36 protein-coding genes are annotated in these 25,189 nt (G+C 62.2%); 8 read left to right on the plus strand and 28 right to left on the minus strand.

What is annotated here, in order from left to right; all coding sequences use genetic code 11:
• Positions 1 to 339: 339 nt before the first annotated feature.
• The 9 genes from AC04MI_RS13555 to AC04MI_RS13595 all read right to left on the minus strand — a co-directional run bounded on the left by AC04MI_RS13555 (position 340) and on the right by AC04MI_RS13595 (position 7,506).
• Entirely contained in the window at positions 340 to 756 is a 417-nt protein-coding gene (locus AC04MI_RS13555; RefSeq protein ID WP_015012216.1) for a F0F1 ATP synthase subunit epsilon, read from the minus strand.
• 75 nt (positions 757 to 831) lie between these two features.
• Complete coding sequence (gene atpD / locus AC04MI_RS13560; protein WP_056058846.1) at positions 832 to 2,238, minus strand: F0F1 ATP synthase subunit beta; 1,407 nt, start codon at positions 2,236 to 2,238, stop codon at positions 832 to 834.
• A gap of 33 nt (positions 2,239 to 2,271) precedes the next feature.
• A complete protein-coding gene (gene atpG, locus AC04MI_RS13565) occupies positions 2,272 to 3,138 on the minus strand; it encodes a F0F1 ATP synthase subunit gamma (RefSeq protein ID WP_056058853.1) in 867 nt (288 codons plus the stop codon).
• Positions 3,139 to 3,156: 18 nt separating this feature from the next.
• Positions 3,157 to 4,710 (minus strand): F0F1 ATP synthase subunit alpha, encoded by a 1,554-nt coding sequence (gene atpA / locus AC04MI_RS13570; RefSeq protein ID WP_056058856.1) that lies wholly within the window; start codon positions 4,708 to 4,710, stop codon positions 3,157 to 3,159.
• Between the two features lie 42 nt (positions 4,711 to 4,752).
• Positions 4,753 to 5,295 (minus strand): F0F1 ATP synthase subunit delta, encoded by a 543-nt coding sequence (locus AC04MI_RS13575; protein WP_056058859.1) that lies wholly within the window; start codon positions 5,293 to 5,295, stop codon positions 4,753 to 4,755.
• 10 nt (positions 5,296 to 5,305) lie between these two features.
• On the minus strand, positions 5,306 to 5,776 hold the full coding sequence (locus AC04MI_RS13580) for a F0F1 ATP synthase subunit B (protein ID WP_056058864.1): 471 nt from the start codon (positions 5,774 to 5,776) through the stop codon (positions 5,306 to 5,308).
• Positions 5,777 to 5,810: 34 nt separating this feature from the next.
• Positions 5,811 to 6,080: a F0F1 ATP synthase subunit C gene (gene atpE / locus AC04MI_RS13585; RefSeq protein WP_015012210.1), complete on the minus strand. Its 270-nt coding sequence runs from the start codon at positions 6,078 to 6,080 to the stop codon at positions 5,811 to 5,813.
• Between the two features lie 54 nt (positions 6,081 to 6,134).
• Positions 6,135 to 7,013: a F0F1 ATP synthase subunit A gene (gene atpB, locus AC04MI_RS13590; protein ID WP_010467223.1), complete on the minus strand. Its 879-nt coding sequence runs from the start codon at positions 7,011 to 7,013 to the stop codon at positions 6,135 to 6,137.
• 19 nt (positions 7,014 to 7,032) lie between these two features.
• Positions 7,033 to 7,506, minus strand: coding sequence for an ATP synthase subunit I (locus AC04MI_RS13595; protein WP_056058866.1), 474 nt, complete (start codon positions 7,504 to 7,506; stop codon positions 7,033 to 7,035).
• A 287-nt stretch (positions 7,507 to 7,793) separates the two neighbouring features.
• Here AC04MI_RS13595 and AC04MI_RS13600 point away from each other — a divergent pair, with 287 nt between their 5' ends.
• The 5 genes from AC04MI_RS13600 (at position 7,794) to AC04MI_RS13620 (ending at position 11,506) form a co-directional block, all read left to right on the plus strand.
• Positions 7,794 to 8,111, plus strand: a complete 318-nt coding sequence (locus tag AC04MI_RS13600) for a YbeD family protein (RefSeq protein WP_056058869.1) — start codon at positions 7,794 to 7,796, stop codon at positions 8,109 to 8,111.
• Between the two features lie 21 nt (positions 8,112 to 8,132).
• The gene (gene lipB / locus AC04MI_RS13605; RefSeq protein WP_056058872.1) at positions 8,133 to 8,828 is read left to right on the plus strand and encodes a lipoyl(octanoyl) transferase LipB; all 696 of its coding nucleotides are present in this window, start codon (positions 8,133 to 8,135) and stop codon (positions 8,826 to 8,828) included.
• Between the two features lie 15 nt (positions 8,829 to 8,843).
• Positions 8,844 to 9,824, plus strand: a complete 981-nt coding sequence (gene lipA / locus AC04MI_RS13610; RefSeq protein ID WP_056058875.1) for a lipoyl synthase — start codon at positions 8,844 to 8,846, stop codon at positions 9,822 to 9,824.
• Positions 9,825 to 9,857: 33 nt separating this feature from the next.
• Complete coding sequence (locus AC04MI_RS13615; protein ID WP_476497986.1) at positions 9,858 to 10,571, plus strand: AraC family transcriptional regulator; 714 nt, start codon at positions 9,858 to 9,860, stop codon at positions 10,569 to 10,571.
• A gap of 101 nt (positions 10,572 to 10,672) precedes the next feature.
• Positions 10,673 to 11,506 (plus strand): DMT family transporter, encoded by an 834-nt coding sequence (locus tag AC04MI_RS13620; RefSeq protein WP_056058882.1) that lies wholly within the window; start codon positions 10,673 to 10,675, stop codon positions 11,504 to 11,506.
• Positions 11,507 to 11,614: 108 nt separating this feature from the next.
• On the opposite strand, the gene ptsP is transcribed toward AC04MI_RS13620, so the two are convergent.
• The 5 genes from ptsP to AC04MI_RS13645 form a co-directional block, all read right to left on the minus strand.
• The gene (ptsP, locus tag AC04MI_RS13625; RefSeq protein WP_436079297.1) at positions 11,615 to 13,372 is read right to left on the minus strand and encodes a phosphoenolpyruvate--protein phosphotransferase; all 1,758 of its coding nucleotides are present in this window, start codon (positions 13,370 to 13,372) and stop codon (positions 11,615 to 11,617) included.
• Positions 13,373 to 13,425: 53 nt separating this feature from the next.
• On the minus strand, positions 13,426 to 13,695 hold the full coding sequence (locus AC04MI_RS13630) for an HPr family phosphocarrier protein (protein ID WP_056058887.1): 270 nt from the start codon (positions 13,693 to 13,695) through the stop codon (positions 13,426 to 13,428).
• Positions 13,664 to 14,116, minus strand: a complete 453-nt coding sequence (locus tag AC04MI_RS13635) for a PTS sugar transporter subunit IIA (RefSeq protein WP_056058890.1) — start codon at positions 14,114 to 14,116, stop codon at positions 13,664 to 13,666. The genes AC04MI_RS13630 and AC04MI_RS13635 overlap by 32 nt, the downstream gene beginning before the upstream one ends.
• 85 nt (positions 14,117 to 14,201) lie before the next feature.
• Complete coding sequence (locus AC04MI_RS13640; protein ID WP_056058893.1) at positions 14,202 to 15,458, minus strand: MFS transporter; 1,257 nt, start codon at positions 15,456 to 15,458, stop codon at positions 14,202 to 14,204.
• A complete protein-coding gene (locus AC04MI_RS13645; RefSeq protein ID WP_056744131.1) occupies positions 15,455 to 15,988 on the minus strand; it encodes a hypothetical protein in 534 nt (177 codons plus the stop codon). The genes AC04MI_RS13640 and AC04MI_RS13645 overlap by 4 nt, the downstream gene beginning before the upstream one ends.
• 182 nt (positions 15,989 to 16,170) lie before the next feature.
• Here AC04MI_RS13645 and AC04MI_RS13650 point away from each other — a divergent pair, with 182 nt between their 5' ends.
• A complete protein-coding gene (locus AC04MI_RS13650; protein ID WP_056058916.1) occupies positions 16,171 to 16,674 on the plus strand; it encodes a TlpA disulfide reductase family protein in 504 nt (167 codons plus the stop codon).
• A gap of 148 nt (positions 16,675 to 16,822) precedes the next feature.
• Here the strand turns inward: AC04MI_RS13650 and AC04MI_RS13655 are convergent, their stop codons facing one another.
• Positions 16,823 to 17,278 carry a c-type cytochrome gene (locus tag AC04MI_RS13655; RefSeq protein WP_056058898.1) on the minus strand — a complete coding sequence of 152 codons (456 nt, stop codon included), beginning with the start codon at positions 17,276 to 17,278 and terminating at the stop codon, positions 16,823 to 16,825.
• A gap of 173 nt (positions 17,279 to 17,451) precedes the next feature.
• On the opposite strand from AC04MI_RS13655, the gene AC04MI_RS13660 reads away from it, so the two are divergent.
• Complete coding sequence (locus tag AC04MI_RS13660) at positions 17,452 to 18,129, plus strand: cytochrome b/b6 domain-containing protein (RefSeq protein WP_146869797.1); 678 nt, start codon at positions 17,452 to 17,454, stop codon at positions 18,127 to 18,129.
• Positions 18,130 to 18,175: 46 nt separating this feature from the next.
• On the plus strand, positions 18,176 to 18,667 hold the full coding sequence (locus tag AC04MI_RS13665) for a GNAT family N-acetyltransferase (protein WP_056058903.1): 492 nt from the start codon (positions 18,176 to 18,178) through the stop codon (positions 18,665 to 18,667).
• Between the two features lie 69 nt (positions 18,668 to 18,736).
• Here AC04MI_RS13665 and AC04MI_RS13670 read toward each other — a convergent pair whose 3' ends face one another.
• The 13 genes from AC04MI_RS13670 to AC04MI_RS13730 all read right to left on the minus strand — a co-directional run.
• Positions 18,737 to 19,246, minus strand: coding sequence for a peroxiredoxin (locus tag AC04MI_RS13670; RefSeq protein WP_015012193.1), 510 nt, complete (start codon positions 19,244 to 19,246; stop codon positions 18,737 to 18,739).
• 196 nt (positions 19,247 to 19,442) lie between these two features.
• Positions 19,443 to 19,712, minus strand: coding sequence for a 30S ribosomal protein S17 (gene rpsQ / locus AC04MI_RS13675; protein WP_056058906.1), 270 nt, complete (start codon positions 19,710 to 19,712; stop codon positions 19,443 to 19,445).
• A gap of 9 nt (positions 19,713 to 19,721) precedes the next feature.
• Positions 19,722 to 19,919: a 50S ribosomal protein L29 gene (rpmC, locus tag AC04MI_RS13680; protein ID WP_015012191.1), complete on the minus strand. Its 198-nt coding sequence runs from the start codon at positions 19,917 to 19,919 to the stop codon at positions 19,722 to 19,724.
• A gap of 17 nt (positions 19,920 to 19,936) precedes the next feature.
• Positions 19,937 to 20,353, minus strand: coding sequence for a 50S ribosomal protein L16 (gene rplP, locus AC04MI_RS13685; RefSeq protein ID WP_015012190.1), 417 nt, complete (start codon positions 20,351 to 20,353; stop codon positions 19,937 to 19,939).
• A gap of 2 nt (positions 20,354 to 20,355) precedes the next feature.
• Positions 20,356 to 21,237 carry a 30S ribosomal protein S3 gene (gene rpsC, locus AC04MI_RS13690; protein ID WP_056058910.1) on the minus strand — a complete coding sequence of 294 codons (882 nt, stop codon included), beginning with the start codon at positions 21,235 to 21,237 and terminating at the stop codon, positions 20,356 to 20,358.
• Positions 21,238 to 21,252: 15 nt separating this feature from the next.
• Positions 21,253 to 21,585, minus strand: a complete 333-nt coding sequence (gene rplV / locus AC04MI_RS13695) for a 50S ribosomal protein L22 (RefSeq protein WP_007847806.1) — start codon at positions 21,583 to 21,585, stop codon at positions 21,253 to 21,255.
• A 9-nt stretch (positions 21,586 to 21,594) separates the two neighbouring features.
• Positions 21,595 to 21,870, minus strand: a complete 276-nt coding sequence (rpsS, locus tag AC04MI_RS13700; RefSeq protein WP_010467177.1) for a 30S ribosomal protein S19 — start codon at positions 21,868 to 21,870, stop codon at positions 21,595 to 21,597.
• A gap of 10 nt (positions 21,871 to 21,880) precedes the next feature.
• Positions 21,881 to 22,705: a 50S ribosomal protein L2 gene (rplB, locus tag AC04MI_RS13705; RefSeq protein WP_008906426.1), complete on the minus strand. Its 825-nt coding sequence runs from the start codon at positions 22,703 to 22,705 to the stop codon at positions 21,881 to 21,883.
• Positions 22,706 to 22,707: 2 nt separating this feature from the next.
• Complete coding sequence (gene rplW / locus AC04MI_RS13710) at positions 22,708 to 23,022, minus strand: 50S ribosomal protein L23 (protein ID WP_007847815.1); 315 nt, start codon at positions 23,020 to 23,022, stop codon at positions 22,708 to 22,710.
• A complete protein-coding gene (gene rplD / locus AC04MI_RS13715; protein ID WP_008906425.1) occupies positions 23,019 to 23,639 on the minus strand; it encodes a 50S ribosomal protein L4 in 621 nt (206 codons plus the stop codon). Before rplD ends, rplW begins: the two co-directional genes overlap by 4 nt.
• Positions 23,639 to 24,313: a 50S ribosomal protein L3 gene (gene rplC, locus AC04MI_RS13720; protein WP_056058913.1), complete on the minus strand. Its 675-nt coding sequence runs from the start codon at positions 24,311 to 24,313 to the stop codon at positions 23,639 to 23,641. Before rplC ends, rplD begins: the two co-directional genes overlap by 1 nt.
• A 232-nt stretch (positions 24,314 to 24,545) precedes the next feature.
• Complete coding sequence (gene rpsJ / locus AC04MI_RS13725) at positions 24,546 to 24,857, minus strand: 30S ribosomal protein S10 (RefSeq protein WP_005796953.1); 312 nt, start codon at positions 24,855 to 24,857, stop codon at positions 24,546 to 24,548.
• A 25-nt stretch (positions 24,858 to 24,882) separates the two neighbouring features.
• On the minus strand, positions 24,883 to 25,189 hold a 307-nt coding region (locus AC04MI_RS13730), incomplete at its 5' end, for an EF-Tu C-terminal domain-related protein (RefSeq protein ID WP_476497987.1).

Below are 25,189 nucleotides of genomic sequence, written 5' to 3' on the forward strand. Positions count from 1 at the left end.
GCGTACCGGCCAGATCTCTTCTGGCGAAATCGGCAACGCGATGTAATTGCCAGAGGCCCCATGCGGACCGCATGAGGGCTTTGTGAAAAGTGCCAATGCAAAAGGCCGGGGCCCTGTGAGGGGCCCCGGCCTTTTTTAGTCTGGCGGGCAGCCGTTTCGTTTCGGAGCAGCGCTAAAAGTCACCGACCATCCACATCAAACGGAACTCATGGCAATCCACGGCTGGGGGGAGCATATGCATCATGGCAAGGCCAATGCTGGAGGGCATCCACACAGCGCAGAAATAAAAAAACCCGGCATTGCCGGGTTTTTTTGCCGCACAGGGGTGCTCGCAAAAGCTTACTTCTTCTGGCGGAACTTGCGCAGTGCCGCAATCTGGGCTGCCATAACAGCCAGTTCGGACTGGGCCTTGGCCAGATCGATGTCGCTCTTGGCGTTCTTGAGCGCTTCTTCGGCTGCAGACTTGGCTGCGTTGGCCTTCTCGTCGTCCAGGTCCTTGCCACGGATGGCGGTGTCGGACAGCACGGTCACGCAGTTGGGTTGCACTTCCAGAATGCCACCGGCCACGAAAACGAACTCTTCGCCACCGTCAGCCATTTCGATGCGCACCGAGCCCGGCTTGATGCGGGTGATCAGCGGGGTGTGGCGGGGGTAGATACCCAGTTCGCCAGCTTCGCCGGGCAGAGCGACAAAACGCGCTTCACCGGAGAAGATGGACTCTTCGGCACTGACCACATCAACGTGGATGGTGTTCATCATTGCTCCTAGGAAAAGGTGGGTTGCTTGATTGCTGAAGGCCGCGCTGCCATGGGCTGCCCGGCCGACGGCTCATCAGGCCACCTTCTTGGCCTTTTCGAAGGCTTCGTCAATGGTGCCCACCATGTAGAACGCTTGCTCTGGCAGGTGGTCGCACTCGCCGTTCACGATCATCTTGAAACCGCGGATGGTTTCCGACAGGGGAACGTACTTGCCTGGCGAACCCGTGAACACTTCGGCCACGTGGAAAGGCTGCGACAGGAAACGCTGGATCTTGCGAGCGCGGGCCACGGCCAGCTTGTCTTCAGGAGCCAGTTCGTCCATGCCCAGGATGGCGATGATGTCGCGCAGTTCCTTGTAGCGTTGCAGCGTACCTTGCACGGCGCGGGCCGTGGTGTAGTGGTCTTCGCCCACCACGTTCGGGTCCAGCTGGCGGCTGGTGGAGTCCAGAGGATCCACAGCGGGGTAGATACCCAGCGAAGCGATGTCACGCGACAACACCACGGTGGAGTCCAAGTGAGCAAACGTCGTGGCAGGCGATGGGTCGGTCAAGTCATCCGCTGGCACATACACGGCCTGGATGGAAGTGATCGAACCGACCTTGGTGGACGTAATACGCTCTTGCAGGCGGCCCATTTCTTCGGCCAGCGTAGGCTGGTAGCCCACGGCGGAAGGCATACGGCCCAGCAGAGCGGACACTTCGGTACCGGCCAGCGTGTAGCGGTAGATGTTGTCCACGAAGAACAGCACGTCACGGCCTTCGTCACGGAAGGATTCCGCGATGGTCAGGCCGGTCAGGGCCACGCGCAGACGGTTGCCTGGGGGCTCATTCATCTGGCCGTACACCATGGCGACCTTCGAGTCTTCGAGCTTCTCGAGGTTCACCACGCCGGAATCGGCCATTTCGTGATAGAAGTCGTTCCCTTCACGGGTACGCTCGCCCACACCAGCGAACACCGACAGACCACTGTGGGCCTTGGCGATGTTGTTGATGAGTTCCATCATGTTCACGGTCTTGCCCACGCCGGCGCCGCCGAACAGACCCACCTTGCCGCCCTTGGCGAACGGGCACACCAGGTCGATCACCTTGATGCCGGTTTCCAGCAGCTCTTGCGATGGCGACAGTTCGTCGTACGCAGGGGCCTTGCGGTGGATGGAGGCCGTCAGGTCCTGGCTGACCGGACCGCGTTCGTCGATGGGCGTGCCCAGCACGTCCATGATGCGGCCCAGCGTCGCCTTGCCCACAGGCACGGTGATGGGGTTGCCGGTGTTGGACACCATGATGCCGCGACGCAGGCCGTCGGACGAACCCAGGGCAATGGTACGCACCACACCGTCGCCCAGCTGCTGTTGCACTTCCAGCGTCAGCGACGAGCCTTCGAGCTTCAGGGCGTCATAAATCTTGGGCATCTGGTCGCGGGGGAACTCCACGTCCACCACAGCGCCGATACATTGAACAATTTTGCCTTGCACTTGAGCCATTTTTCGCTCCAATAAAGTAGTTTGTTGAGCTGCTTACACAGCAGCGGCGCCAGCCACGATTTCCGAAAGTTCTTTCGTGATCGCTGCCTGGCGCGTCTTGTTGTAGACCAGCTTCAACTCGCCAATGACGCTGCCGGCGTTGTCGGTGGCAGCCTTCATGGCCACCATGCGCGCCGACTGCTCGGACGCCATGTTTTCCGCAACCGCCTGATAGATCAGGGACTCGACATAACGGACCAGCAGCTCGTCGATGACGCTTTGCGCATCGGGCTCATAGATGTAGTCCCAGCCGTGCTCCGTCTTCTCAGCCTGCATCTGCTCGGAGGACAGGGGGAGCAACTGCTCCACCACCGATTCCTGCTTCATGGTGTTGATGAACTTGGTGTAGCTCAGGTACACCGCGTTGATCTTGCCTTCTGCGTATGCATCGAGCAGCACCTTCACCGGGCCAATCAGCTTGTCCAGGTGGGGGGTGTCGCCCAGACCCGTCACGTGCGAAACCACCTTGGCGCCCACACGGTTCAGGAAACCCAGGCCCTTGTTGCCAATCGCCACGGCTTCGGTCGAGACGCCAGCACCTTGCAGTTCACGCAGCTTGGTCGTCACGGCACGCAACACGTTGGTGTTCATGCCGCCACACAGACCCTTGTCTGTGGTGATGACGATGACGCCAGCGGTCTTGGCATCGTTCACTTTCATGAACGGATGCACGTACTCTGGGTTGGCCTTGCCGAGGTTGGCTGCAATGTTGCGGATCTTCTCGCTGTATGGGCGGGCAGCCCGCATCCGGTCCTGCGCCTTGCGCATTTTGGATGCGGCCACCATTTCCATGGCTTTGGTGATCTTCTTGGTGTTTTCCACCGATTTGATCTTGCCGCGTATTTCCTTGCCTGCTGCCATGATGGCTCCTCGTCCGGTTTAAGCGAACGACTTCTTGAACGCGGCGATCGCTGCGGTCAATTCGGCTTCTGCGTCCTTGTCCATGGCCTTGGCCTGCTCCAGCTTGGCCAGCAAAGCGGCGTGGCTGGTCTTCAGGAACTGATGCAGGCCGTGTTCGAAGTCGAGCACCTTCTTGACGTCGATGTCGTCCATGAAGCCCTTGTTCACAGCGAACAGCGTGGAAGCCATCAGCGAGATGGGCAGCGGGCTGTACTGTGCCTGCTTGAGCAGTTCGGTCACGCGAGCACCGCGGTCCAGCTGCTTGCGGGTGGCTTCGTCCAGATCGGAGGCAAACTGCGCAAACGCAGCCAGTTCACGGTACTGGGCCAAGTCGGTACGGATACCACCGGACAGGTTCTTCACCAGCTTGGTCTGGGCTGCACCGCCGACGCGCGACACCGAGATACCGGCGTTGATAGCGGGGCGGATACCGGCGTTGAACAGGCTGGTTTCCAGGAAGATCTGACCGTCGGTGATCGAAATCACGTTGGTAGGCACGAAAGCGGACACGTCGCCAGCTTGCGTCTCAATGATGGGCAGTGCTGTCAACGATCCGGTCTTGCCCTTGACTTCACCCTTGGTGAAGGCTTCGACGTAGTCGGCGTTCACGCGGGCTGCGCGTTCGAGCAGGCGGCTGTGGAGATAGAACACGTCGCCAGGATAGGCTTCACGGCCTGGTGGGCGGCGCAGCAGCAGGGACACTTGGCGGTAGGCAACGGCTTGCTTGGACAGATCGTCATACACGATCAGCGCGTCTTCACCGCGGTCGCGGAAGTACTCGCCCATCGTGCAGCCCGAGTAGGCCGACACGTACTGCATGGCGGCCGATTCGGAAGCCGATGCGGCCACCACAATCGTGTACTCCATGGCGCCGGCTTGTTCCAGAGCGCGCACCACGTTCTTGATCGAAGAAGCCTTCTGACCAATAGCGACGTAGATACAGGTAACGCCCTGACCCTTCTGGGCAATGATGGCGTCGATGGCGACGGCCGTCTTGCCGGTCTGGCGGTCACCAATGATCAGCTCGCGCTGGCCACGGCCCACGGGCACCATCGAGTCGATGGACTTCAGGCCGGTCTGCAGAGGCTGGTCCACCGATTTACGGGCGATCACACCAGGAGCAACCTTTTCGATCACGTCGGTGAGCTTGGCGTTGATGGGACCCTTGCCGTCGATCGGCTGGCCCAGGGCATTCACCACGCGGCCGATCAGTTCGGGACCGACGGGCACTTCCAGAATACGGCCCGTGCACTTCACGGTGTCGCCTTCGGAGATATGCTCGTACTCGCCCAGAATCACGGCGCCGACGGAGTCGCGCTCAAGGTTCAGCGCCAGACCGTAGGAGGGCTGGCCGTCCTTGGTCGCGGGGAACTCGAGCATTTCGCCCTGCATCACGTCCGACAGGCCATGAACGCGCACGATACCGTCGGACACGGACACCACGGTACCCTGGTTGCGGATATCGCTGCTGGCGGCCAGACCTTCGATGCGGCTCTTGATGAGTTCAGAAATTTCTGCGGGATTGAGTTGCATGACTCTTTCCTTCTTTCTTTGGTTCGCTGTCCTCGCCGCGCATTACGCGATGAGGGCCGCTTTCATTTGTTCAAGACGGGCCTTGACCGAAGTGTCCAGCACCTCGTCACCCACCACTACGCGAATACCACCGATCAGGGACTCATCCAGCTTCACAGCGAGGTTGAGCTTGCGGCCGAAGCGCTTTTCCAGCGCTGCGCTGACCTCAGACAGTGCAGCACTGTCCATCGGAAATGCGCTGTACACCACGGCATCCGAAGATCCGTTGCGACGATTCACGAGGGCACGAAACTGCGCAGCCACTTCCGGGAGCGCATCAATGCGTCCGTTGTCGATGACTGTGCGCAGGAAATTTTTGGCCATATCCGGCAGGGCCGAGCGGGCGACCCCGGTGAATACAGCGAACACCTGGTCTGCCGTCACCTTGGGGTTGTCCGCCAACTGACGCAGCTGGGGGTTGGCGGCAATCGCCGCCAGTTCGTCCATCCAGGCAGCGGTGCTGCCCAGATCGACGCCCGCGCCCGCAGTGGCAGCCTTGAACAAGGCATCGGCGTAAGGGCGGGCAATGGTGGCGAGTTCAGCCATGTGTGTCCCCTTACAGCTCGGTCTTCAGGCGGTTGAGCAGGTCGGCATGGACGCCAGCATTGACTTCCTTGCGGAGAATCTGCTCGGCACCCTTGACGGCCAACGCTGCCACCTGCTCACGCAGGGCTTCGCGGGCTTGGACCGTCTGCTGCTCGGCTTCAGCGCGGGCAGCAGCAACAATCTTGTTGCCTTCCTCTGTGGCGCGGGCCTTGGCTTCTTCGATGATGGCCTGGGCACGACGGTCGGCGTCCGCAAGACGCGAGGCCGTCTCGTTGCGCGCCTGTGACAGCTCCTTCTCGACGCGCTGGTTGGCAGCGGTCAGTTCGGATTTGGCACGGTCGGCAGCTGCGAGGCCATCGGCGATTTTCTGGGCTCGCTCATCCAGCGCCTTCGCGATCGGGGGCCACACGAATTTCATCGTGAACCACACGAGGATCAGGAAGACGATGGCCTGAACGAACAGGGTCGCATTGATACTCACGGCAACACCTTTCTAAAGTGGCGTTGAACGGGAATTACTTGGGCAGGTTGGCCAAGAGCGTGGAAACGAAGGGGTTGGCGAAAGCGAACAGCAGAGCGATAGCCACGCCGATCAGGAACGCAGCGTCGATCAGACCAGCCAAGATGAACATCTTGGTTTGCAGTTCGTTGATCAGTTCAGGCTGACGTGCCGACGATTCGAGGAACTTGCCACCCATCAGGGCGATGCCGATGGAAGCGCCGATAGCGCCCAGACCAACGATCAGACCACAAGCCAGAGCGACGAGACCGAGAATGTTTTCCATGATGACTCCTGAGTTAAAAAGAAAAGTTAAGGAAAGAAAAAACGAAAGGGAAACTTAGTGCGCGTTGTGCGCCTGACCGAGGTAGATCAGCGCCAGCATCATGAAAATGAACGCTTGCAGCGAGATCACCAAAATGTGGAACAGCGTCCAGATGGTGCCAGCGATGACGTGGCCCACAGGCAGCAGCACACCCGACAGCGACAGGGCCGCAGCACCACCCATGAGGGCGATGAGCATGAACACCAGCTCGCCAGCGTACATGTTGCCAAACAACCGCATGCCATGGGACACGGTGTTGGCGACATATTCAATGATCTGCATGAGCAGATTCACCACGCCCAGGATCAGGGCGAAGATAGGATTCTTGCTGGTGCCGAAAGGGGCCGACACCAGTTCGTGTGCCCAGCCGCCAGCACCCTTGATCTTGACGCTGTACCAGAAGCGCAGGATCAGGATGGCAAAAGCGAGGCCCAGCGTGGTAGACAGGTCAGCCGTGGGCACGACACGCAGATAGGCGTGGTGAGGATCGTGGCCGGCGGCGCCATAGATTTGCGCCCAGATGGCGGGCAGCAGGTCCACAGGCAGCATGTCCATGAAGTTCATCAAGAAGATCCAGACGAACACCGTCAGACCCAGGGGCGCAATGAACTTGCGGCTTTCAGCGTTGTGAATGTTCGCCTTGGCCTGGTTGTCCACCATCTCGACCAGCATCTCGACCGCTGCCTGGAAGCGTCCAGGCACACCAGAGGTTGCCTTACGGGCAGCTGACCACAGAATCAAAAGGGTGAGAGCCCCTAGAACCAAACCGACGATGATCGAGTCATAGTTGATGACAGTGAAATCAACGATCTTGGTCTGGTTGACGTTTTGAAGATGCTGCAGGTGGTGAACGATGTATTCACTTGCAGTCGGAGCGTGCGCTTCTGCGGCCATCGGACAACTCTTCTCTCTATCAATCGGTTTTTCGGACACCAGGCCGCACCAACAGTGCCACCCAGTACGTTTTCATTGCGACCACCATGCCAATCAGCAAGGCAATCCAGCTCAAGCCCGGCACCAGCCGAGGTGCCGCCGCCAGCAGCGCCACCGTCAACATGATCTTGGCGATTTCCCACCCAAAGAACCCCACCATGGCAGCCCGCGGATTGGATGACGCCTTGTGGCGCAACACACCGCGGGCAAACAGTGCAGCCGGAGCCACCACTGCCAGGGCACCGTAGGCTGCAGACCAACCCACCACCGCCCTGCCCGTCAGAACCCAGGCCACCAGGGCCACCAGCATTCCGACCAGCGCCTGACCTGCCACCACCTTCCACACCGAGAGGGGCGGATGGCGACTGCGCCACTGCTGCGCCTCTTGGGCCGTCAGGGGCTTGAAGTCAGATTCTTCAGCCTCAGTTTCAGTCTCTGGCGGGATTGTTTTCATTGATGAATGACGCCCGCGTTACAGACCGCAACTTTTACAAAGCCTCTAATTATAAGTAAAAACCCATGGCACCAGACAAAAACCCGCAAACGTGCCTGTGGGCTTCGTGTGCGCCTGCTCTGTTGTGGTGATGCGCCAACGGCTTTTGCGCTCCAAAAAACTCGCGCAATGCACCGATCTGGCGCACGCCAAACACACAATTCAGACACCCTCATCAGCCCGTGGCGCACAATGACAGTGCATGCCTAGCTATTGAAACTGCAGCATCCCTACCACCGCGATCCACCATGACATCCTCCAATCCGCCGCCCGCCAACGGCCTCGATACGCAGGCAACAGATCCACGCAAAGACTCGCTGATCGAATACCCCTCCAAGTTCCCGATCAAGGTCATGGGCGCCAAGGTGGATGGGTTCGTGCACGCGGTGACCGAACTGGCCCGCCAGTTTGACCCCACCTTCGACGCCGCCACCATTGAACTGCGGGACAGCCGCGCAGGCAATTACCTCGGAGTAACCATCACCATCACGGCGACCAGCCGCGAGCAGCTGGACGACCTGTACCGTGCGCTGTCATCGCATCCGCTGGTGAAAGTGGTGCTGTAGCCGCCCCCTTCAAGTTGCGCCATGACGATTGACATCCGCCTGCTGGGCCGTGTGGACTACGCCAGCACTGTGCAGGCCATGCAGGACTACACGACCACACGTACGCCCTCTGACCCGGATACGCTTTGGATTTGTGAGCACCCGCCGCTTTACACCCAAGGCATTGCAGGCAAAAGCGATCATGTGCTTGACCCAGGCGAGATCCCCGTCATCGCCACCAACCGGGGTGGGCAGGTCACCTTCCACGGACCGGGCCAGGTGGTCGCGTACCCGCTGATCGACCTGCAACGCGCAGGCTATTTCGTCAAGGAATACGTTTATCGCGTCGAAGAGTCCGTGATCCGTGCGCTGGCGCGCTTCGGCGTCACGGGCCACCGGGTTGCCGGCGCACCCGGCATTTATGTGCGCCTGGATGACCCGCGCAGCCACGCCATGCTGCCCCAACGCCCCCAAAAACGAGCGGGCTCGGAGGCGCCCACGCCCGACTTCGAAGGCCTGGGCAAGATCGCGGCGCTCGGCATCAAGGTCAGCCGCCACTGCACCTACCACGGCGTGGCGCTGAACGTGAACATGGACCTGGAGCCCTACGGCCGCATCAACCCTTGCGGTTACGCAGGATTGAAAACGGTGGACCTTTCTACAATCGGGGTCCACACCACCTGGGAAGAAGCCGCGCAGGTGCTGGGCCAGCAGCTCAGCATCCGGTTGGCGCCCTGAACTCTGCCTACAGCCATGAGCACCCCTGAAGTCGTCCGCGAAGCGCAATCCACCGAAGCCTACAACCCGCTGGCCAAGCAAAAGGCTGCGGCCAAGCTGTCGCGCATTCCGATCAAGGTGGAGCAGGGCGAAGTGCTCAAGAAGCCAGAGTGGATCCGCGTGAAGGCGGGCAGCCCCACCACGCGTTTCTACGAAATCAAGGAAATACTGCGCGAACACAAGCTGCACACGGTGTGCGAAGAAGCTTCGTGCCCCAACATCGGTGAATGCTTTGGCAAAGGCACGGCCACCTTCATGATCATGGGTGACAAGTGCACGCGCCGTTGCCCGTTCTGCGACGTGGGCCATGGCCGCCCCGACCCGCTCGACAAGGATGAGCCGCTGAACCTGGCCAAGACCATTGCCGCACTCAAGCTCAAATACGTGGTGATTACCAGCGTGGACCGCGACGACCTGCGCGACGGCGGCAGCGGCCACTTTGTGGAATGCATCCAGAACATCCGCGAGCTGTCGCCCCAGACCCAAATCGAGATCCTGGTGCCCGACTTCCGCGGCCGTGATGACCGCGCGCTCGAAATCCTGAAAGCCGCGCCGCCCGACGTGATGAACCACAACCTGGAAACTGCGCCCCGCCTGTACAAGGAAGCGCGCCCCGGTTCGGACTACCAGTTCAGCCTGAACCTGCTCAAGAAGTTCAAGGCCTTGCATCCCAACGTGCCCACCAAGAGCGGGATTATGGTCGGCCTGGGCGAGACGGACGAAGAGATCCTGCAGGTCATGCGTGACATGCGCGCGCACAACATCGACATGCTGACCATCGGCCAGTACCTGGCACCCAGCAACAGCCATCTGCCCGTGCGCCGCTACGTGCACCCCGACACCTTCAAGATGTTCGAGGAAGAGGCGTACAAGATGGGCTTCAGCCATGCGGCAGTTGGCGCCATGGTGCGCTCCAGCTACCACGCGGACCAACAGGCGCACGCCGCTGGCGTGTAAGCCCTGTCCACCCGGCCCGGTCGCAGGTCACCCATGGGCCCGAATGGTCTGCTCTCCCTGCGCCGCTACGGAGCATCACCGGGCAGCCACAGCCATGACCATTTCCAGATTCTGCTGGGACTCTCCGGAGCGCTGGACCTGGAGGTGGCGGGCCGTGGCGTGCGCGTGGCACCCGGCGGCGGCTGCGTGATTGCCCCGGGAGATCGGCACGACTTTGAATCGTCCCGTGGCAGCCTGTGCCTGGTGCTCGACAGCGCACACCCCGACTGGGCGCGCTGTACCGGCCAACGCCGCTCGACCAAACCACCCGCCGGTGCACTGCCACTGGCGCACTATCTGGCGAGCGCACTGCAACAAGACCGCCCGCTGGCACAAACCTACGGCCCTGCGCTCTTGCTGGAGGCGTGGCTCGACAGCACCCATTCCGACTGTTCCACGCCCGGCCCTACGCGCGGCCGCACCATCAACTGGCCCGCCCTGCAGCAATGGGCGGCGCAGCAATGGCACCGTGAACTGACCGTGGCCGACCTGGCGGCGCAGGTGCATCTGAGCCCCAGCCAGTTTTCTGCCCGATGCCGGGACGACCAGGGCATGGGCGCCATGGCCTGGCTGCGCGGCTTGCGCCTGGCGCAGGCCCGGGTGCTGCGCAGCACGGGCATGGCGGTGGCCGAGGTGGCGCTGCGCACGGGCTACCGCTCGCCCTCGGCTTTGACTGCCGCATTGCGCCGGGCTGAGCAGCACACATAGCGGCCGACTACGGCTGGCAACCAGCCCAAAACCTTGGCGCGCGACGACTCACCGGTGTTGCGCGATGACTCACTACAGCGGGCGCGCGTAAGCTCGGCGCCATGCAAGCCAACCTCTATGCCCTGGGCGCCATTGCGCTGTGGGCCTCTCTCGCTTCCCTGGGGGTGTCCCTCACCCACATTCCGCCCTTCCTGCTCACAGGCGTTGCGCTCATCATCGGCAGCGTGCCGGCCTGGCCGTTTGTGCTGCGTGACCCTGCACAGTGGCGCATCCCGCTGCGCACGCTGGCGTTGGGCGTGTACGGCCTGTTTGCGTACCACTTTCTGCTGTTCATCGCGCTGCGCCATGCCCCGCCGGTGGAGGCCAACCTCGTCAACTACCTGTGGCCGCTGTTCATCGTGGTGCTCTCGCCGGTGGTGCTGCCCGGTGTGGCGCTGCGCCTGCCGCATGTGCTGGCGGCGCTGCTGGGTTTTGGCGGCGCGGCCATTGCCATTGCCGGCGGGCGCGAGTTGAGCGGCACGCTGGCCTGGGGCTACCTGCCCGCGCTGGCAGCGGCTTTCATCTGGGCCACGTATTCGCTCATGACCAAGCGCGTGGCAGCGTTCCCGACCACGGCCATTGGCCTGTTCGGGCTGGTGTCCGGCGTGCTGTCGCTGCTGTGCCATGTGGCGCTGGAGCCTGCGGCGGCACTGCAGCCGCGCGACTGGGGGCTGCTCGCGGTGCTGGGCCTGGGGCCGCTGGGGGCGTCGTTTTTTATGTGGGACAAGGCGCTCAAGCTGGGGGACGCCCGGCACATCGGCATCCTGAGCTACATCACGCCACTGGCGTCCACCGCGTTGCTGATCCTGGTGAGCGGCCGTGCATTCACCTGGAGCATTGCGCTGGCCACGGCCATGATCATCAGCGCAGCTGTGATGGGGATGCGGGCACGCTGACGCAGTAATTTCAGCGAAATTGGCTGGAAGCGCCAGAAAAATATGCTCTGACAGCTATCAATTTTGAAGTAACCCGCCCCCCCCTCAGGCGGTCTGCTTCTCAGCCTGTCAAGCAGTCAGCAGCACAGCAGGTTCATCGCCCGCCAGCACCTGCTGCGCCCAGGGGGCGAGCTTGCGCGTGTCAGCGCGCAGCACCTCCTGCTTCACAGCCAGGATCTGCGCGGGGTGCATGGAGAAGCTGCGCAGCCCCAGGCCCAACAGCAGCCGCGTCATGGTCACATCGCCCGCCGTTTCGCCGCACACACACACGCTCTTGCCTTGGCGCTCCCCCTCGGCAATCACGTCGCCCACCAAGCGCAGCACGGCAGGGTGCAGCGGGTCGTACAGGTGGGCCACGGCCTCGTCGGCGCGGTCGATGGCCAGGGTGTACTGGATCAGGTCGTTGGTGCCGATCGAGAGAAAGTCGAAGTACTTGAGGAAGGTGCGCACCATGAGTGCCGCGGCGGGCACCTCGATCATTGCGCCCAGCTGTACAGGACCATAGGGCTCGCCACGTGCATCCAGCTCACCCCGGGCGAGGTCCACCTGGGCGAGCGTCTGCTGGATTTCGTGCGTGTGCGCCAGCATGGGGAACAGCAGGTTGACCTTGCCATGGGCCGCCGCACGCAGCACAGCGCGCAGCTGGGTGCGGAACATGGCCGGGTCGGCCAGGCTCCAGCGGATGGCGCGCAGGCCCAGGGCCGGGTTCAGGTAGCTGTCCTTGTGGGCCTTGTTGTCCAGAGGCTTGTCCGCGCCCACGTCGATGGTGCGGATGGTGACGGGCAGCCCCTGCATGCCGTCAATGGCCTCGCAGTAGGCGCGGTACTGCTCGTCCTCGCCGGGCAGGTTGCCGCTTTTGCCCATGAACAGAAATTCGCTGCGGAACAGGCCCACGCCCACGGCGCCTGCGCGCACGGCGGCGGCGGCGTCACCGGGCTGCTCGATGTTGGCCAGCAGCTCGATCTTGTGGCCGTCGATGGTGATGGCAGGCGTGTGGCGCAGGCGCGCCAGGCGTTCGCGCTCCAGTTCGACCTGGCGCTGGCGAAATCCGTATTCGGCCAGGATGATGGGCGAGGGATCGACAATGACCACGCCCGCATCGCCATCGATGATGACCCAGTCGTCCTGACGCACCAGCTGGCTGGCGGCACGCGCGCCCACCACGGCGGGAATATCCATGCTGCGCGCGACGATGGCGGTGTGGCTGGTCTTGCCGCCCACGTCCGTCACAAAGCCCGCGAACACGCTTTGCTTGAACTGCAGCATGTCGGCGGGCGAGAGGTCGTGCGCCACCAGCACCAGGGGCACATCCACCGTGTCGTCCAGCAGCAAATCTTGCTGTGTCTTGCGACGCGGGCTGCTGGCCGGTGGTGCCACCGGGCTGGCCACGCCTTTCATGTAGCGCAGGATGCGTTCAACCACCTGCTCCAGGTCCGCCTTGCGCTCGCGCAAGTACTCGTCCTCCATCTCGTCGAACTGGCGCGCAATCACCTCAAGCTGGGTGGTGAGCGCCCACTCGGCGTTGTACAGGCGCTCGGTGATCCAGTGTTTGACGCCGCCCGTGAGGGCTTCGTCCTGCAGCAGCATCAGGTGCACATCCAGCAACGCGGTCAGCTCGTGCGGCGCGTCGGCGGGCATGTCGGTCTGCAGGCGCTGCAGCTCCTCGACCACGGCGTTGCGGCCCTGGCGCACGCGTTCGATCTCGCCCTCGACCTGTAAGGGCTCGACAAAGTAGTGCGCCACATCCACCCGGCTGGACGCCACCAGCACGGCCCGGCCAATGGCAATGCCGCGTGCAACTGCGAGGCCGTGGACGGAGAAGGTCATGGTGGTGTGATCAAAGGTTCGACGGGGTCAGGACACGGGCGAGGTGGGCAGGCTTATTCACCTTCGCCAAATTTGTCGGCAATGAGTGCCAGCAGGGCGTCCATGGCCTCCTGTTCGCGGTCGCCGTTGGTTTCCAGCTCCACTTCAGAGCCCAGCCCGGCGGCCAGCATCATCACGCCCATGATGCTCTTGGCGTTGATGCGGCGCTCCCCCTTGCTCATGAAAACGTCACACGGAAAGCTGCCGGCCAGCTTGGTGAGCTTGGCCGATGCGCGGGCGTGCAGGCCCAATTTATTGCTGATGGTCGTACGGGTCTTGATCATGTCGGTTACGGCGGTTCTGGTTCTGCGGCGCGGAAATGGCCACCTGCATCACCCCTTGGGTACCACCCACCACGGCGCGGGTCACCACGGAATCGAGCGGCTCAGCCCGGTAACTCACGGCGCGCAGCAGCATGGGCAGATTGACACCCGTCACCAGGCGCGAGCGCACGCCGTCTACCAGGCGCTGCGCCACGTTGCAGGGCGTGGCGCCGAACACATCGGTCAGCACCAGGGTGGTGTCGGTGCCCAGCTGGTCCAGCATGATGCGCGCCTGGGCCAGCGATTCTTCGGGGGGCTGGTTGGGCTGCACGTCGAGCGCAGCCACGCTGCTGCCGCAGTCGGCAAACACGTGCAGCGCACATTCGCGCAGCGCATGGGCCAGTGGGGCGTGGGCAATGATGAGGATGCTGGTGGGGCTCATGGTCACGACTTACGCCACGCGGGTATCAACGAAGGGCAGGTCATGAAGAGGCCGCCGGTGGTTGCATCGATGGTTGCGCAAGTGTTCATGGTGTGGGGGTTGTCAGCACATTATGGCGCCGCCCCCGAAGCAGGAACCATGCGTAGGCGCTGACGTTGCATGCCAGGTACACCGCCATGGCCGCCTGGAACGCCGGCACGGTGGCCAGCCCCGCGGCTGCAAAGGCGTCCACCGCCAGCCCGATGCCCCACTGCACCACAAACACGCCCACAAAAATCACGAGGTTGTAGGCCGACAGCGCCCGCCCTGCCAGCGCCTGCGGAAACGCCATGGCCACGGCGGGCTGCGACAGCGACACGAAGGTGCACGACACGCAGAACAACGCCCAGGCGCCACCCCCGGCCTGGGGCCCCGCCAGGATGATGCCCAGCAGCACCACCGAGCACAGCGGAAGGCCCATGGCCATCAGCCGGTCGGCACCAAACCCCTTGCGCAGCAGCCAGGGGTTGACCATGCCCCAGGTCCAGAAGGTGCACAACATGGACACGTTGATCCAGAACAGGCCCGTCGCCGACTCCAGGGCGGTGTAGCCCGCCACGCGCTGCATCCACGGCCCGGCCCACAACGTCTGCATGGCCACCATGCCGCCGTAGCAGAAGAACCCCAGCGGCGCGAGGCGCTGGAAATAAGGGTGCCGCCACACCACGCCATAGCCCTGGGGCACGGCCTCTGCGGCGTTGGACGCTGCCTTGGACTGCCCCGCCAAACCCCAGCCTGGCACCCACAAAGCAATCACCACCATCGACAACGCGATCAATACCGCCAGCCCCCAGAACAGCGGGCGCCAGCCCACCAGCGGCAAGGCCCATTGCACCGGCAGCGTGGAGGCCACCATGCCCAGCGAGCCCGTCATCAACATCCACGAGTTCGCCCGCATCTGCGCCACCGGCTCCAGCCACCGGCGGTAGCCAGTGAGCGGCGCCATCAGGCAGGCGCTGACGCCCGCGCCGCACAACACCCGACCGGCGAGCAGACCCGAAAACCCCGTGGCCGCCGAAAACACCAGGCTGCCCACCACGGCCACGCCCAGGAAGCCCAGTGCGACCTTCTTGGGGCCGTGGCGGTCCAGCCAGGTACCCAACGGCAGCTGCGTGGCCGAGAAACCCAGAAAGTACCCGCCCGCCAGCAGCCCCAGGTCCCGCGCCTGCAGCGAGAACTCCTGGGCCAGCGTGGGCGCCAGGGTGGCCGTGACAGCACGCACCAGCGCCGACAGAAAGTAGGCGAAGGCAAACGCCAGAAAGACGATGACGGCCGCCCGCCGTGGCAACACGCCGCCGCTCATGGCAGCGCCAGGCCAGCGAAGAACTGGTCGGCCACCTCCGGCCGGGGCTTGGCGGTGTAGACGACGGCGTGGTACAGCCGCACCTGCGGCCCTGCCGCGCGTGCAAACCACACGGCCTGCGCGACCACCGCGCTGCCATCGGGACGCTGCCCCTGTGCCACGGTACGCACCGACTGCGGCAGGGGCAAGGTGCCGCGCGGCGCGTAGGGTACGTCTTTGGCGCCCGCTTCGGCCCCTGCCCCCAGGCGCGCCAGCATGGCAGCCCGCCAGTGGGTGAGCGCTGCGCCCACCTGGGCAGGGTCGGCCAACGCGGCATGGGACACGGCAAAGGTGGCGCCATCGGCGTCACAGCCCACCATGGACAGCTCCACCGGCGCACCGGCCAGCTCCACCGTGCGGGTGGCCTGGTCGGGCTTGCACGGCAGGGTGATGGTCAGGTCCGCTTCGGGCAGCGGCACGGTGCGCCAATTCAGTGCGGGGCTGCAACCCGCAATCAGCAGGGCGGCGGCCCCGGTCAATGTCCATTTCATCGGGGCATTATCGGCAGAGTCCCCGATGTCGGCTCTGCCCTGCGTTCTGCAGCGAACTTTTGCGGGAAAGTCGAGTCCAGCCTTGGTGTGGCGAGCGCCGCTCGCGCGGCGAGCGGGCCACTCCGGCACAATGTGGGGTGGGGCACAGGCCCCGTGTTTCTTTTGGGATGGGTGGTGAAGTCATGGCGATCAAGCATTGGGCAGCAGGTGTGGCGGTGGCAGCGTTTGCCGCTGTGGGCGCCTATGTGTACCTGGACACAGGCCGCGCCGAAGCGCCTGCATCGACCTTCGTGCTGCTGGATGGCTCCAGCAAATCCACCGCCGACCTGAAAGGCAAGGTCACCCTGGTCAACTTCTGGGCCACGAGCTGCACCACCTGCGTGGCCGAAATGCCCGAGATCATCGCGACCTACAACAAGTACAACAGCAAGGGTTTTGACACCCTGGCCGTGGCCATGAGCTACGACCCTCCCAGCTACGTGGTGAACTTTGCCGAGACACGCAAGCTGCCCTTCCAGGTGGCCATCGACAACACCGGCAACGTGGCCAAGGCCTGGGGCGATGTGCGCCTGACGCCCTCCACCTTCATCGTGAACAAGCGGGGCGAGATCGTGAAGACCTATGTAGGCGCCCCCAATTTCCCGGAGCTGCACCAGTTGATCGAGAAGCTGCTGGCAGAAACCTGAGCAGCGGGGCGGACACAACGCTCCCGCATGCACCCCAGCTCGTTCAGGGCAAAAAAGGCCAACTTCGATAGAAATTGGCCTTTTGCGCTAGTGGATCATGCCTTGATCGCTATGCAAAACATAGCAACATGATCCTCCAGTGATTGCGTCACTTCGCGCGGAAGTTGTCGTGGCAGGCCTTGCAAGTGCCTGCAGTGGCACCAAAGGCGGTTTTCAGGTTGTCCAGGTTGCCGGTCTTGGCCGCAGCGGCGAGTTTCACGGTCTCGGCTTCCAGCTTCTCGGCATGGTCCTTGAACTTGGCCTGCTCGGTCCAGATTTCTGGCAGTGCCTTGGTGGGCGCGCCCTTGTCGGTGCCGGGACCAAAACCTGCCCATGGCAGCTTGGCCATCTGGGCCACGATGTCGGCATTCTCCTGCGCCACCTTGGCATCGAACGGCGCGCGGCCGTTGGCCATGGCGCCGAGGCGGCCGAAGTGCTGGCCCATCACAAACAGCGCACTCTGGCGGTATTTGATGGCATCTTCGGCTTTGGCAAATTGGGCGGAGGCGGGGGCGGACAGGGTCAGGGCCGCAGCCGCCAGGGTCAACGCAGCAAATGCTTTCATCGGAACTTCCTTTTTCGTGGGTGGAACAGAATGGTGCCTTCCAAGCCTGCGCAGTATGCCGGTTTGGGCGCGTTTGTGCTGTGGCTGGGAGGTTACAGGTCCGGCCGCCCTGCCGCACAATGCCGCATGCTTCCTCATCCATCCCTCACTTCGGCGCACCGCCTTTGACCACCATGACGCAGCACACCGTACGCATCTGGGACCTTCCAACCCGCATTTTTCATTGGGCCCTGGCGGTCTGCATCGTGGCGCTGGTCATCACCGCCAATGTGGGAGGCAATGCAATGGTCTGGCATTTCCGCCTGGGCTACACGGTGCTGGCGCTGCTGGTGTTCCGGCTGGTCTGGGGATTGGTGGGCGGCCGCTGGTCGCGCTTTTCGGCGTTCCTGTACTCGCCAGCGCGGCTGCTGCGGTACCTGCGTGGCACGCCACACCCGGAGGACGGCATCGGACACAGCCCGCTGGGCGCGTTGTCGGTGTTCGTGCTGCTGGCCGTGCTGGCAGCCCAGGTGGGCACGGGTTTGCTGAGCGACGACGAGATCGCCTTTGCCGGACCGTTGACCCAATATGTCTCGAACGCCGTCGTGGGGCTGGCCACGAACTACCACAAGGACATCGGGCAGTTCCTGGTGCTGGGGCTGGTGGCGCTGCACGTGCTGGCCATCATCTTTTATGTGCGCGTGCGCAAGCAGCAGCTCATTCGCCCCATGCTGGACGGCGACAAGACGCTGCCCGAGGCGGCAGCACCCTCGCGGGATGATGCCCTGAGCCGTATCGTCGCCTTGGTGGTGCTGGCACTGAGCGCTGGCGTGGCCTGGTGGGTGTCGTCCCTGGCGGCACCGGCGTTCTGAACGAAGTCGCTACACTGGCGGCTCCTTCGTTTGCACGCCTTGCGCTTTGGACAAGCCCTCCATCTCCCTGAGAACCCCCTCTTCGCCCGCCGAGTGGGATGCGGTCAGAGACATCTTTCGCGAGTACGCCAGCACGCTGGGCGTTGATTTGTGCTTTCAGGACTTTGAGTCCGAACTGGCGCAGCTGCCGGGCGACTACGCCGAACCTCGTGGCGCCCTGCTGGTCGCCGAAGTGGAAGGCGCCTTGGCAGGCTGTTGCGCCCTGCGCCCGCTGGATAACGCCGACTACCCCAACGCCAGCGAAATGAAGCGGCTGTATGTGCGCAAGGCGTTTCGCGGCTTTGGCCTGGGTCGCGAGCTGGCCGAAGCCATGCTGGACCGGGCGCGGCAAGCAGGTTACGCGTGTGTTTTGCTCGACACCCTGGACGATATGGAGTCGGCCCGCGCGCTATACACCGACCTGGGCTTCGAAGAAATCCCGCCCTACTACCACAACCCCATACCCGGGGCACACTACCTCAAGGTCGATATTTTTTGACCATTTGAGGCGCAAGCGCATGGTGTACATGCGCTTGCAGCTATTATTTCAATAGCATTCGACAGGGTCTCACGCCGCCTTGGCCTGGGCCAGCAGGGTGTCAGCGTCGCTCACTTCAAACTTGCCCGGCGCTTCGACGTTGAGCGTCACCACCTTGCCATCGCGCACCAGCATCGAATAGCGGTTGCTGCGCAGGCCCATGCCCTTGGAGGTCAGGTCCAGGGTGAGGCCCGTGGCTTGCGCGAAGGCGGCGCTGCCGTCGCCCAGCATGCGCACCTTGCCGTCGGTCTTCTGGTCGCGCGCCCAAGCGCCCATTACGAACGCGTCGTTCACGCTCACGCACCAGATTTCATCCACGCCGGCCGCCTTGAACTCGGCGGCCTTCTCCACATAGCCAGGAACATGCTTGGCCGAGCAGGTGGGTGTAAAGGCACCGGGCAATGCAAACAGGGCAATCGTCTTGCCCGCCGTAGCCTTGTCCACCGCCACGGGATTCGGGCCGATGCTGCAGCCTTCGCCCTCGACTTCGGAATATTCCATCAGCGTGGCTGCGGGCAAGGTGTCACCGACTTTGATCATTGTTTTCTCCTAGGGATGTTGGGATGGGGTGTTGGAACCCGAGAACGCAGTGCCATGCAAAGCTCCTCCTGGGCACGGTGTGAACCGTTCGCATCAAAAAGGAGGCCCACAAAGCAAAACGACCCACATTGTGGGTCGTTTTGAAGGGCCTTGCTGCCCAGGGGCTTGCGCCCCCGGAGCGGGCATGGACAGCTGCTTACAGCAGGCCGGCCTTTTGCACCAAGCGGGTAGCCACCCAGTTCTTGGTCTTGGAGAGCGGGCGGCTCTCGGTGATTTCGATCACGTCGCCCAGCTTGTACTCGCCATTTTCATCATGGGCGTGGTACTTGCTCGACTTCGCAACGATCTTGCCGTAGAGCTCGTGCTTCACACGGCGCTCGACCAGCACGGTCACAGTCTTTTGACGCTTGTCGCTGACCACCTTGCCAATCAAGGTGCGCTTGAGGGATTTTTTAGGTTCCGTCATATGGGCTCCTTACTTGGCGGCTTGCTTTTCAGCAAGAATGGTCTTGGCACGTGCGATATCACGGCGAGTGGTGCGCAGCGTGTTGGTGTTACCCAGTTGCTGCGTAGCCTTTTGCATGCGCAGGCCGAAATGGGCCTTTTGCAGTGCCTTGATTTCGGCTTCGATGCCGGCAACGTCTTTTTGGCGCAGTTCAGTAGCTTTGGTCATTTTCATGGTCTCCTGAATTACGCGCCAAGGTGACGGCTGACGAACGTGGTGCGCAGCGGCAGCTTGGCAGCAGCCAGGCGGAAGGCTTCGCGGGCCAGTTCTTCGGGCACGCCGACGATCTCGAACACGATCTTGCCGGGCTGGATTTCGGCCACGTAGTACTCGGGGTTGCCCTTACCGTTACCCATACGCACTTCTGCGGGCTTGGTAGAGATTGGCTTGTCCGGGAACACGCGGATCCAGATACGGCCGCCACGCTTGACGTGACGGGAAATCGCACGGCGTGCAGCTTCGATCTGGCGGGCCGTCAGACGGCCACGATCGGTGCACTTCAGACCGAAATCACCGAACGCAACGGAGGCACCCCGTGTTGCGACACCAGTGTTACGGCCCTTTTGCTCCTTGCGGTATTTACGGCGAGCAGGTTGCAGCATCTTTATTCTCCTTTACCGTCCGCTGCTGTAGCGGGCGCGGCGACTTTGCGTACGCGCTTAACGGCGGTGTTATCAGCGCCACCAGCTTCCGCTGGCTTGTCGCTGCCGTCGGCCGGAGCGGCGTTGCCACCGACAGGACGACGTGGGCCACGGCCTGCGCCTGGACGATCGCCACCTGGGCGGCCATCACGGCGTGGGCCGCGTGGGCGGCGCTCTTCGTCTGGACGAGGCGTTTCCACGGCGGGCAGGTCATTGCGGCCCAGCGTGTCACCCTTGTAGACCCAGACCTTGACGCCGATCACACCGTAGGTGGTCTTGGCTTCAGAGGTACCGTAGTCGATGTCCGCACGCAGCGTGTGAAGTGGCACGCGGCCTTCACGGTACCACTCGCAGCGAGCGATTTCGATACCGTTCAGACGACCGGACGACATGATCTTGATGCCCTGGGCACCCAGACGCATGGCGTTCTGCATGGCGCGCTTCATGGCGCGGCGGAACATGATGCGCTTTTCGAGCTGTTGCGTGATGCTGTCGGCGATCAGCTTGGCATCGATTTCAGGCTTGCGCACTTCTTCGATGTTCACTGCGACGGGCACGCCCAGACGCGACGCGAGTTCCTTCTTCAGGTTCTCGATGTCTTCGCCCTTCTTGCCGATCACCACACCAGGACGTGCCGAGTAAATGGTGATACGGGCGTTCTTGGCAGGACGCTCGATCAGGATGCGCGACACAGCCGCGTTCTTGAGCTTGGCCTTCAGGTACTCGCGCACCTTGATGTCTTCGGCCAGCATGCCCGCGAAATCGCGGTTGCTGGCGTACCAACGGCTGGACCAGTTGCGGCTGACCGCAAGGCGGAAGCCGGTAGGATGGATTTTCTGTCCCATAGTCTTCCCGAGCCTTTAGTTGCCAACCGTCACGTACACATGGCACGTGGGCTTGCTGATGCGGTTGCCGCGGCCTTTGGCGCGCGCGGTGAAGCGCTTGAGCGTGGTGCCTTGTTCGACGTAGATGGTCTTGACCTTCAGTTCGTCGATGTCAGCGCCATCGTTGTGTTCGGCGTTGGCGATGGCCGACTCCAGAACCTTCTTGACGATTCCCGCAGCTTTTTTCTGCGTGAAGTTCAGGATGTTCAGAGCCTGGTCCACTTTCTTGCCGCGGATCAGGTCGGCGACCAGACGGCCCTTGTCGACCGACAGACGGACGCCCCGGAGGACTGCACGTGTTTCAGACATGGTCGTTCCTTACTTCTTCGCTTTTTTGTCAGCGGGGTGACCCTTGAAGGTGCGCGTCAGGGCGAATTCGCCCAGCTTGTGGCCCACCATCTGGTCGGTGACATAGACCGGCACGTGTTGCTTGCCGTTGTGCACGGCGATGGTCAGACCGATGAACTCGGGCAGAACCATGGAGCGACGCGACCAGGTCTTGACTGGTTTCTTGTCCTTGGTGGCGACGGCCTTTTCGACCTTGGCCAGCAAGTGATGGTCAACAAATGGACCCTTTTTGAGAGAGCGAGTCATCTGTTACCCCTTACTTCTTGCGACGCGACACGATCATGATCTGTGTGCGCTTGTTGTTACGGGTGCGATAACCCTTGGTCAGATTGCCCCAAGGATCGACTGCATGGCGGCCTTCGCCGGTGCGGCCTTCGCCACCACCGTGAGGGTGATCCACAGGGTTCATGGCCACGCCGCGAACCGTAGGACGAATACCCATCCAGCGCTTCACACCGGCCTTGCCCAGTTGGCGCAGGCTGTGCTCTTCGTTGGCCACTTCACCAATGGTGGCGCGGCATTCGATGTGGATCTTGCGCACTTCGCCGGAGCGCATACGCACTTGAGCGTAAACGCCTTCGCGGGCCAGCAGCGTTGCCGAAGCACCTGCCGAACGGGCGATCTGAGCACCGGCACCGGGCTTGAGCTCGATGCAGTGGATGGTCGAACCCACGGGGATGTTGCGGATAGGCAGCGTGTTGCCAGCGCGGATCGGTGCTTCCGAACCGGACAGCAGGGTTGCGCCCACTTCCAGGTTGCGGGGAGCGATGATGTAGCGACGTTCGCCGTCGGCATAGCACACCAGAGCGATGTGGGCCGTACGGTTGGGGTCGTACTCAATGCGCTCAACCTTGGCCGGAATGCCGTCCTTGTTGCGCTTGAAGTCCACCACACGGTAGTGGTGCTTGTGACCACCGCCCTTGTGACGGGTGGTGATGTGACCGTTGTTGTTACGACCGGCCTTCTGGAATTGTGGCTCCAGCAGGGGGGCGTACGCTTCACCCTTGTACAGGTGGTCACGCGTGACCTTCACCACGGCACGTTGGCCGGGCGAGGTAGGTTTCATCTTAACGACAGCCATGATTACGCGGCCTCCCCGGAGAGGTTCAGCTCTTGACCTGGCTGCAGCGTGACGTATGCCTTGCGAACGTTGTCGCGGCGGCCCACGGTCTTGCCGAAACGCTTGGTCTTGCCTTTGGTGTTCACCACAGAAACGCCCTTGACTTCCACCTTGAACATCAATTCCACAGCGGCCTTGATTTCGGGCTTGGTAGCGTTCTGCAGCACCTTGAACGTCACTGCATTGGACTTCTCGGCAACCATGGTGGCCTTTTCGGACACGATGGGAGCGACCAGCACTTGCATCAGACGACCTTCGTCAAACTTGAGTGTGCTCATGCGAACATCTCCTTGAGTTTGTCGATTGCACCCTTGGTGACGAGCACTTTCTTGAAACGCACCAGCGACACGGGATCGGCGTAACGGGGCTCAACGACGAGCACGTTCACCAGATTGCGCGAGGCCAGGTACAGGTTTTCGTCCACTTCGTCGGCAATCACCATCACCGATTGCAGGTTCATCGCCTTGAACTTGTCAGCCAGGACCTTGGTCTTGGGGGAATCAAGCTTCAGCGAATCGACCACAGCCAGACGGCCTTCGCGGGCCAGCTGCGACAAGATGGCAGACATACCGGCGCGGTACATCTTCTTGTTGATCTTCTGCGTGAAATTTTCGTCAGGCATGTTCGGGAAAATCCGACCACCCCCACGCCACAGAGGCGAGGAAGTCATACCTGCACGTGCGTTACCCGTACCCTTTTGCTTGAAAGGCTTCTTGGTCGAGTGACGGACTTGCTCGCGGTCCTTCTGGGCGCGAGTGCCTTGGCGTGCGTTGGCCTGATAGGCCACCACGATCTGGTGCACCAGATCTTCGTTGTATTCACGACCGAACACGGTTTCAGGAACATCCAGCTTGGATGCGCCTTGGCCTTGGTCATTCAGGAGTTCGAGCTGCATTAGTTCGCTCCTTTGGAGGCTTTGGCCTTGATCGCTGGACGCACCGTCACGAACCCACCCTTGGAGCCCGGAATAGCGCCCTTGATCAAGAGCAGTTGACGCGCTTCATCGATGCGGATGACATCGAGGTTTTGCGTGGTCTTGGTGACATCGCCGAGGTGGCCCGTCATGCGCTTGCCGGGGAACACGCGACCTGGGTCTTGTGCCATACCGATCGAGCCAGGCACGTTGTGCGAACGGCTGTTACCGTGCGACGCGCGCTGCGAGCTCATGTTGTGACGCTTGATGGTACCGGCGTAGCCCTTACCGATGGACGTGCCTTGCACGTCGACCTTTTGGCCCACGGCAAACACATCGGTGGCAGGAACCGTAGCACCCGCGGCGTACTTGCCAGCGGTTTCTGCGGTCACGCGGAATTCCTGGATGATTTCACCGGCTTCCACACCTGCCTTGGCAAGGTGGCCGGCTTCTGGCTTGGTCACGCGCGATGCTTTGCGCGAACCGAACGTGACCTGCAGGGCCACGTAGCCATCGTTCTCTTGGGTTTTGACCTGGGTAACGCGGTTGTTGGACACATCCACCACCGTGACAGGCACTGCGTCCCCATCATCGGTGAACAGACGCATCATGCCCACTTTGCGACCCAGCAACCCGAGGGAGTTGCTCAGACTCATTGGTTTTCTCCAAAACTCTCACCGCCGCAACTTCAATTGGCTACGGCGTTTCCGCAAACTCTCGCTTGCGTGCATGAAAGAAGGTTAATAAAACTCCGCTGATGCACACCATTTAACAGGCGCAAATCGAGCGAAGCCCTAAAGTATAACGCGAACTGCTTTTTCAAGCAAGTTCGCGTTATTTCAGTCGCTGCAAGACGGGCGAACCCGTCCCACAGCAGCTACTGCTACATCACTGCAGCTTGATTTCGACGTCCACGCCAGCTGGCAGGTCGAGCTTCATCAGGGCGTCCACGGTCTTGTCCGTAGGGTCCACGATGTCCATCAGACGCTGGTGCGTGCGGATTTCGAGCTGGTCGCGGCTGGTCTTGTTGACGTGCGGCGAGCGCAGGATGTCGAAACGCTTCATGCGCGTCGGCAGGGGCACGGGACCCTTGACGATAGCGCCGGTGCGCTTGGCGGTGTCAACGATCTCGGCAGCGGACTGGTCGATCAGCTTGTAGTCAAACGCCTTCAGGCGGATGCGGATTTTTTGCTTGGACATGGCAAGTTCCTTTTCTGCTTATGAATTAAGCAATGATCTTGGCCACGACGCCAGCGCCCACGGTACGGCCGCCTTCGCGGATAGCGAAGCGCAGACCTTCTTCCATGGCGATGGGGTTGATCAGCTTCACAGTGATCGACACGTTGTCACCAGGCATGACCATTTCCTTGTCGGCTGGCAGCTCGATGGCGCCAGTCACGTCGGTCGTGCGGAAGTAGAACTGGGGACGGTAGTTGTTGAAGAAAGGAGTGTGGCGACCGCCTTCGTCCTTGCTCAACACATACACCTCAGCCGTGAAGTGGGTGTGGGGCTTGATCGAGCCGGGCTTGCAC

It is taken from the genome of Acidovorax sp. LjRoot204, from assembly GCF_056175785.1.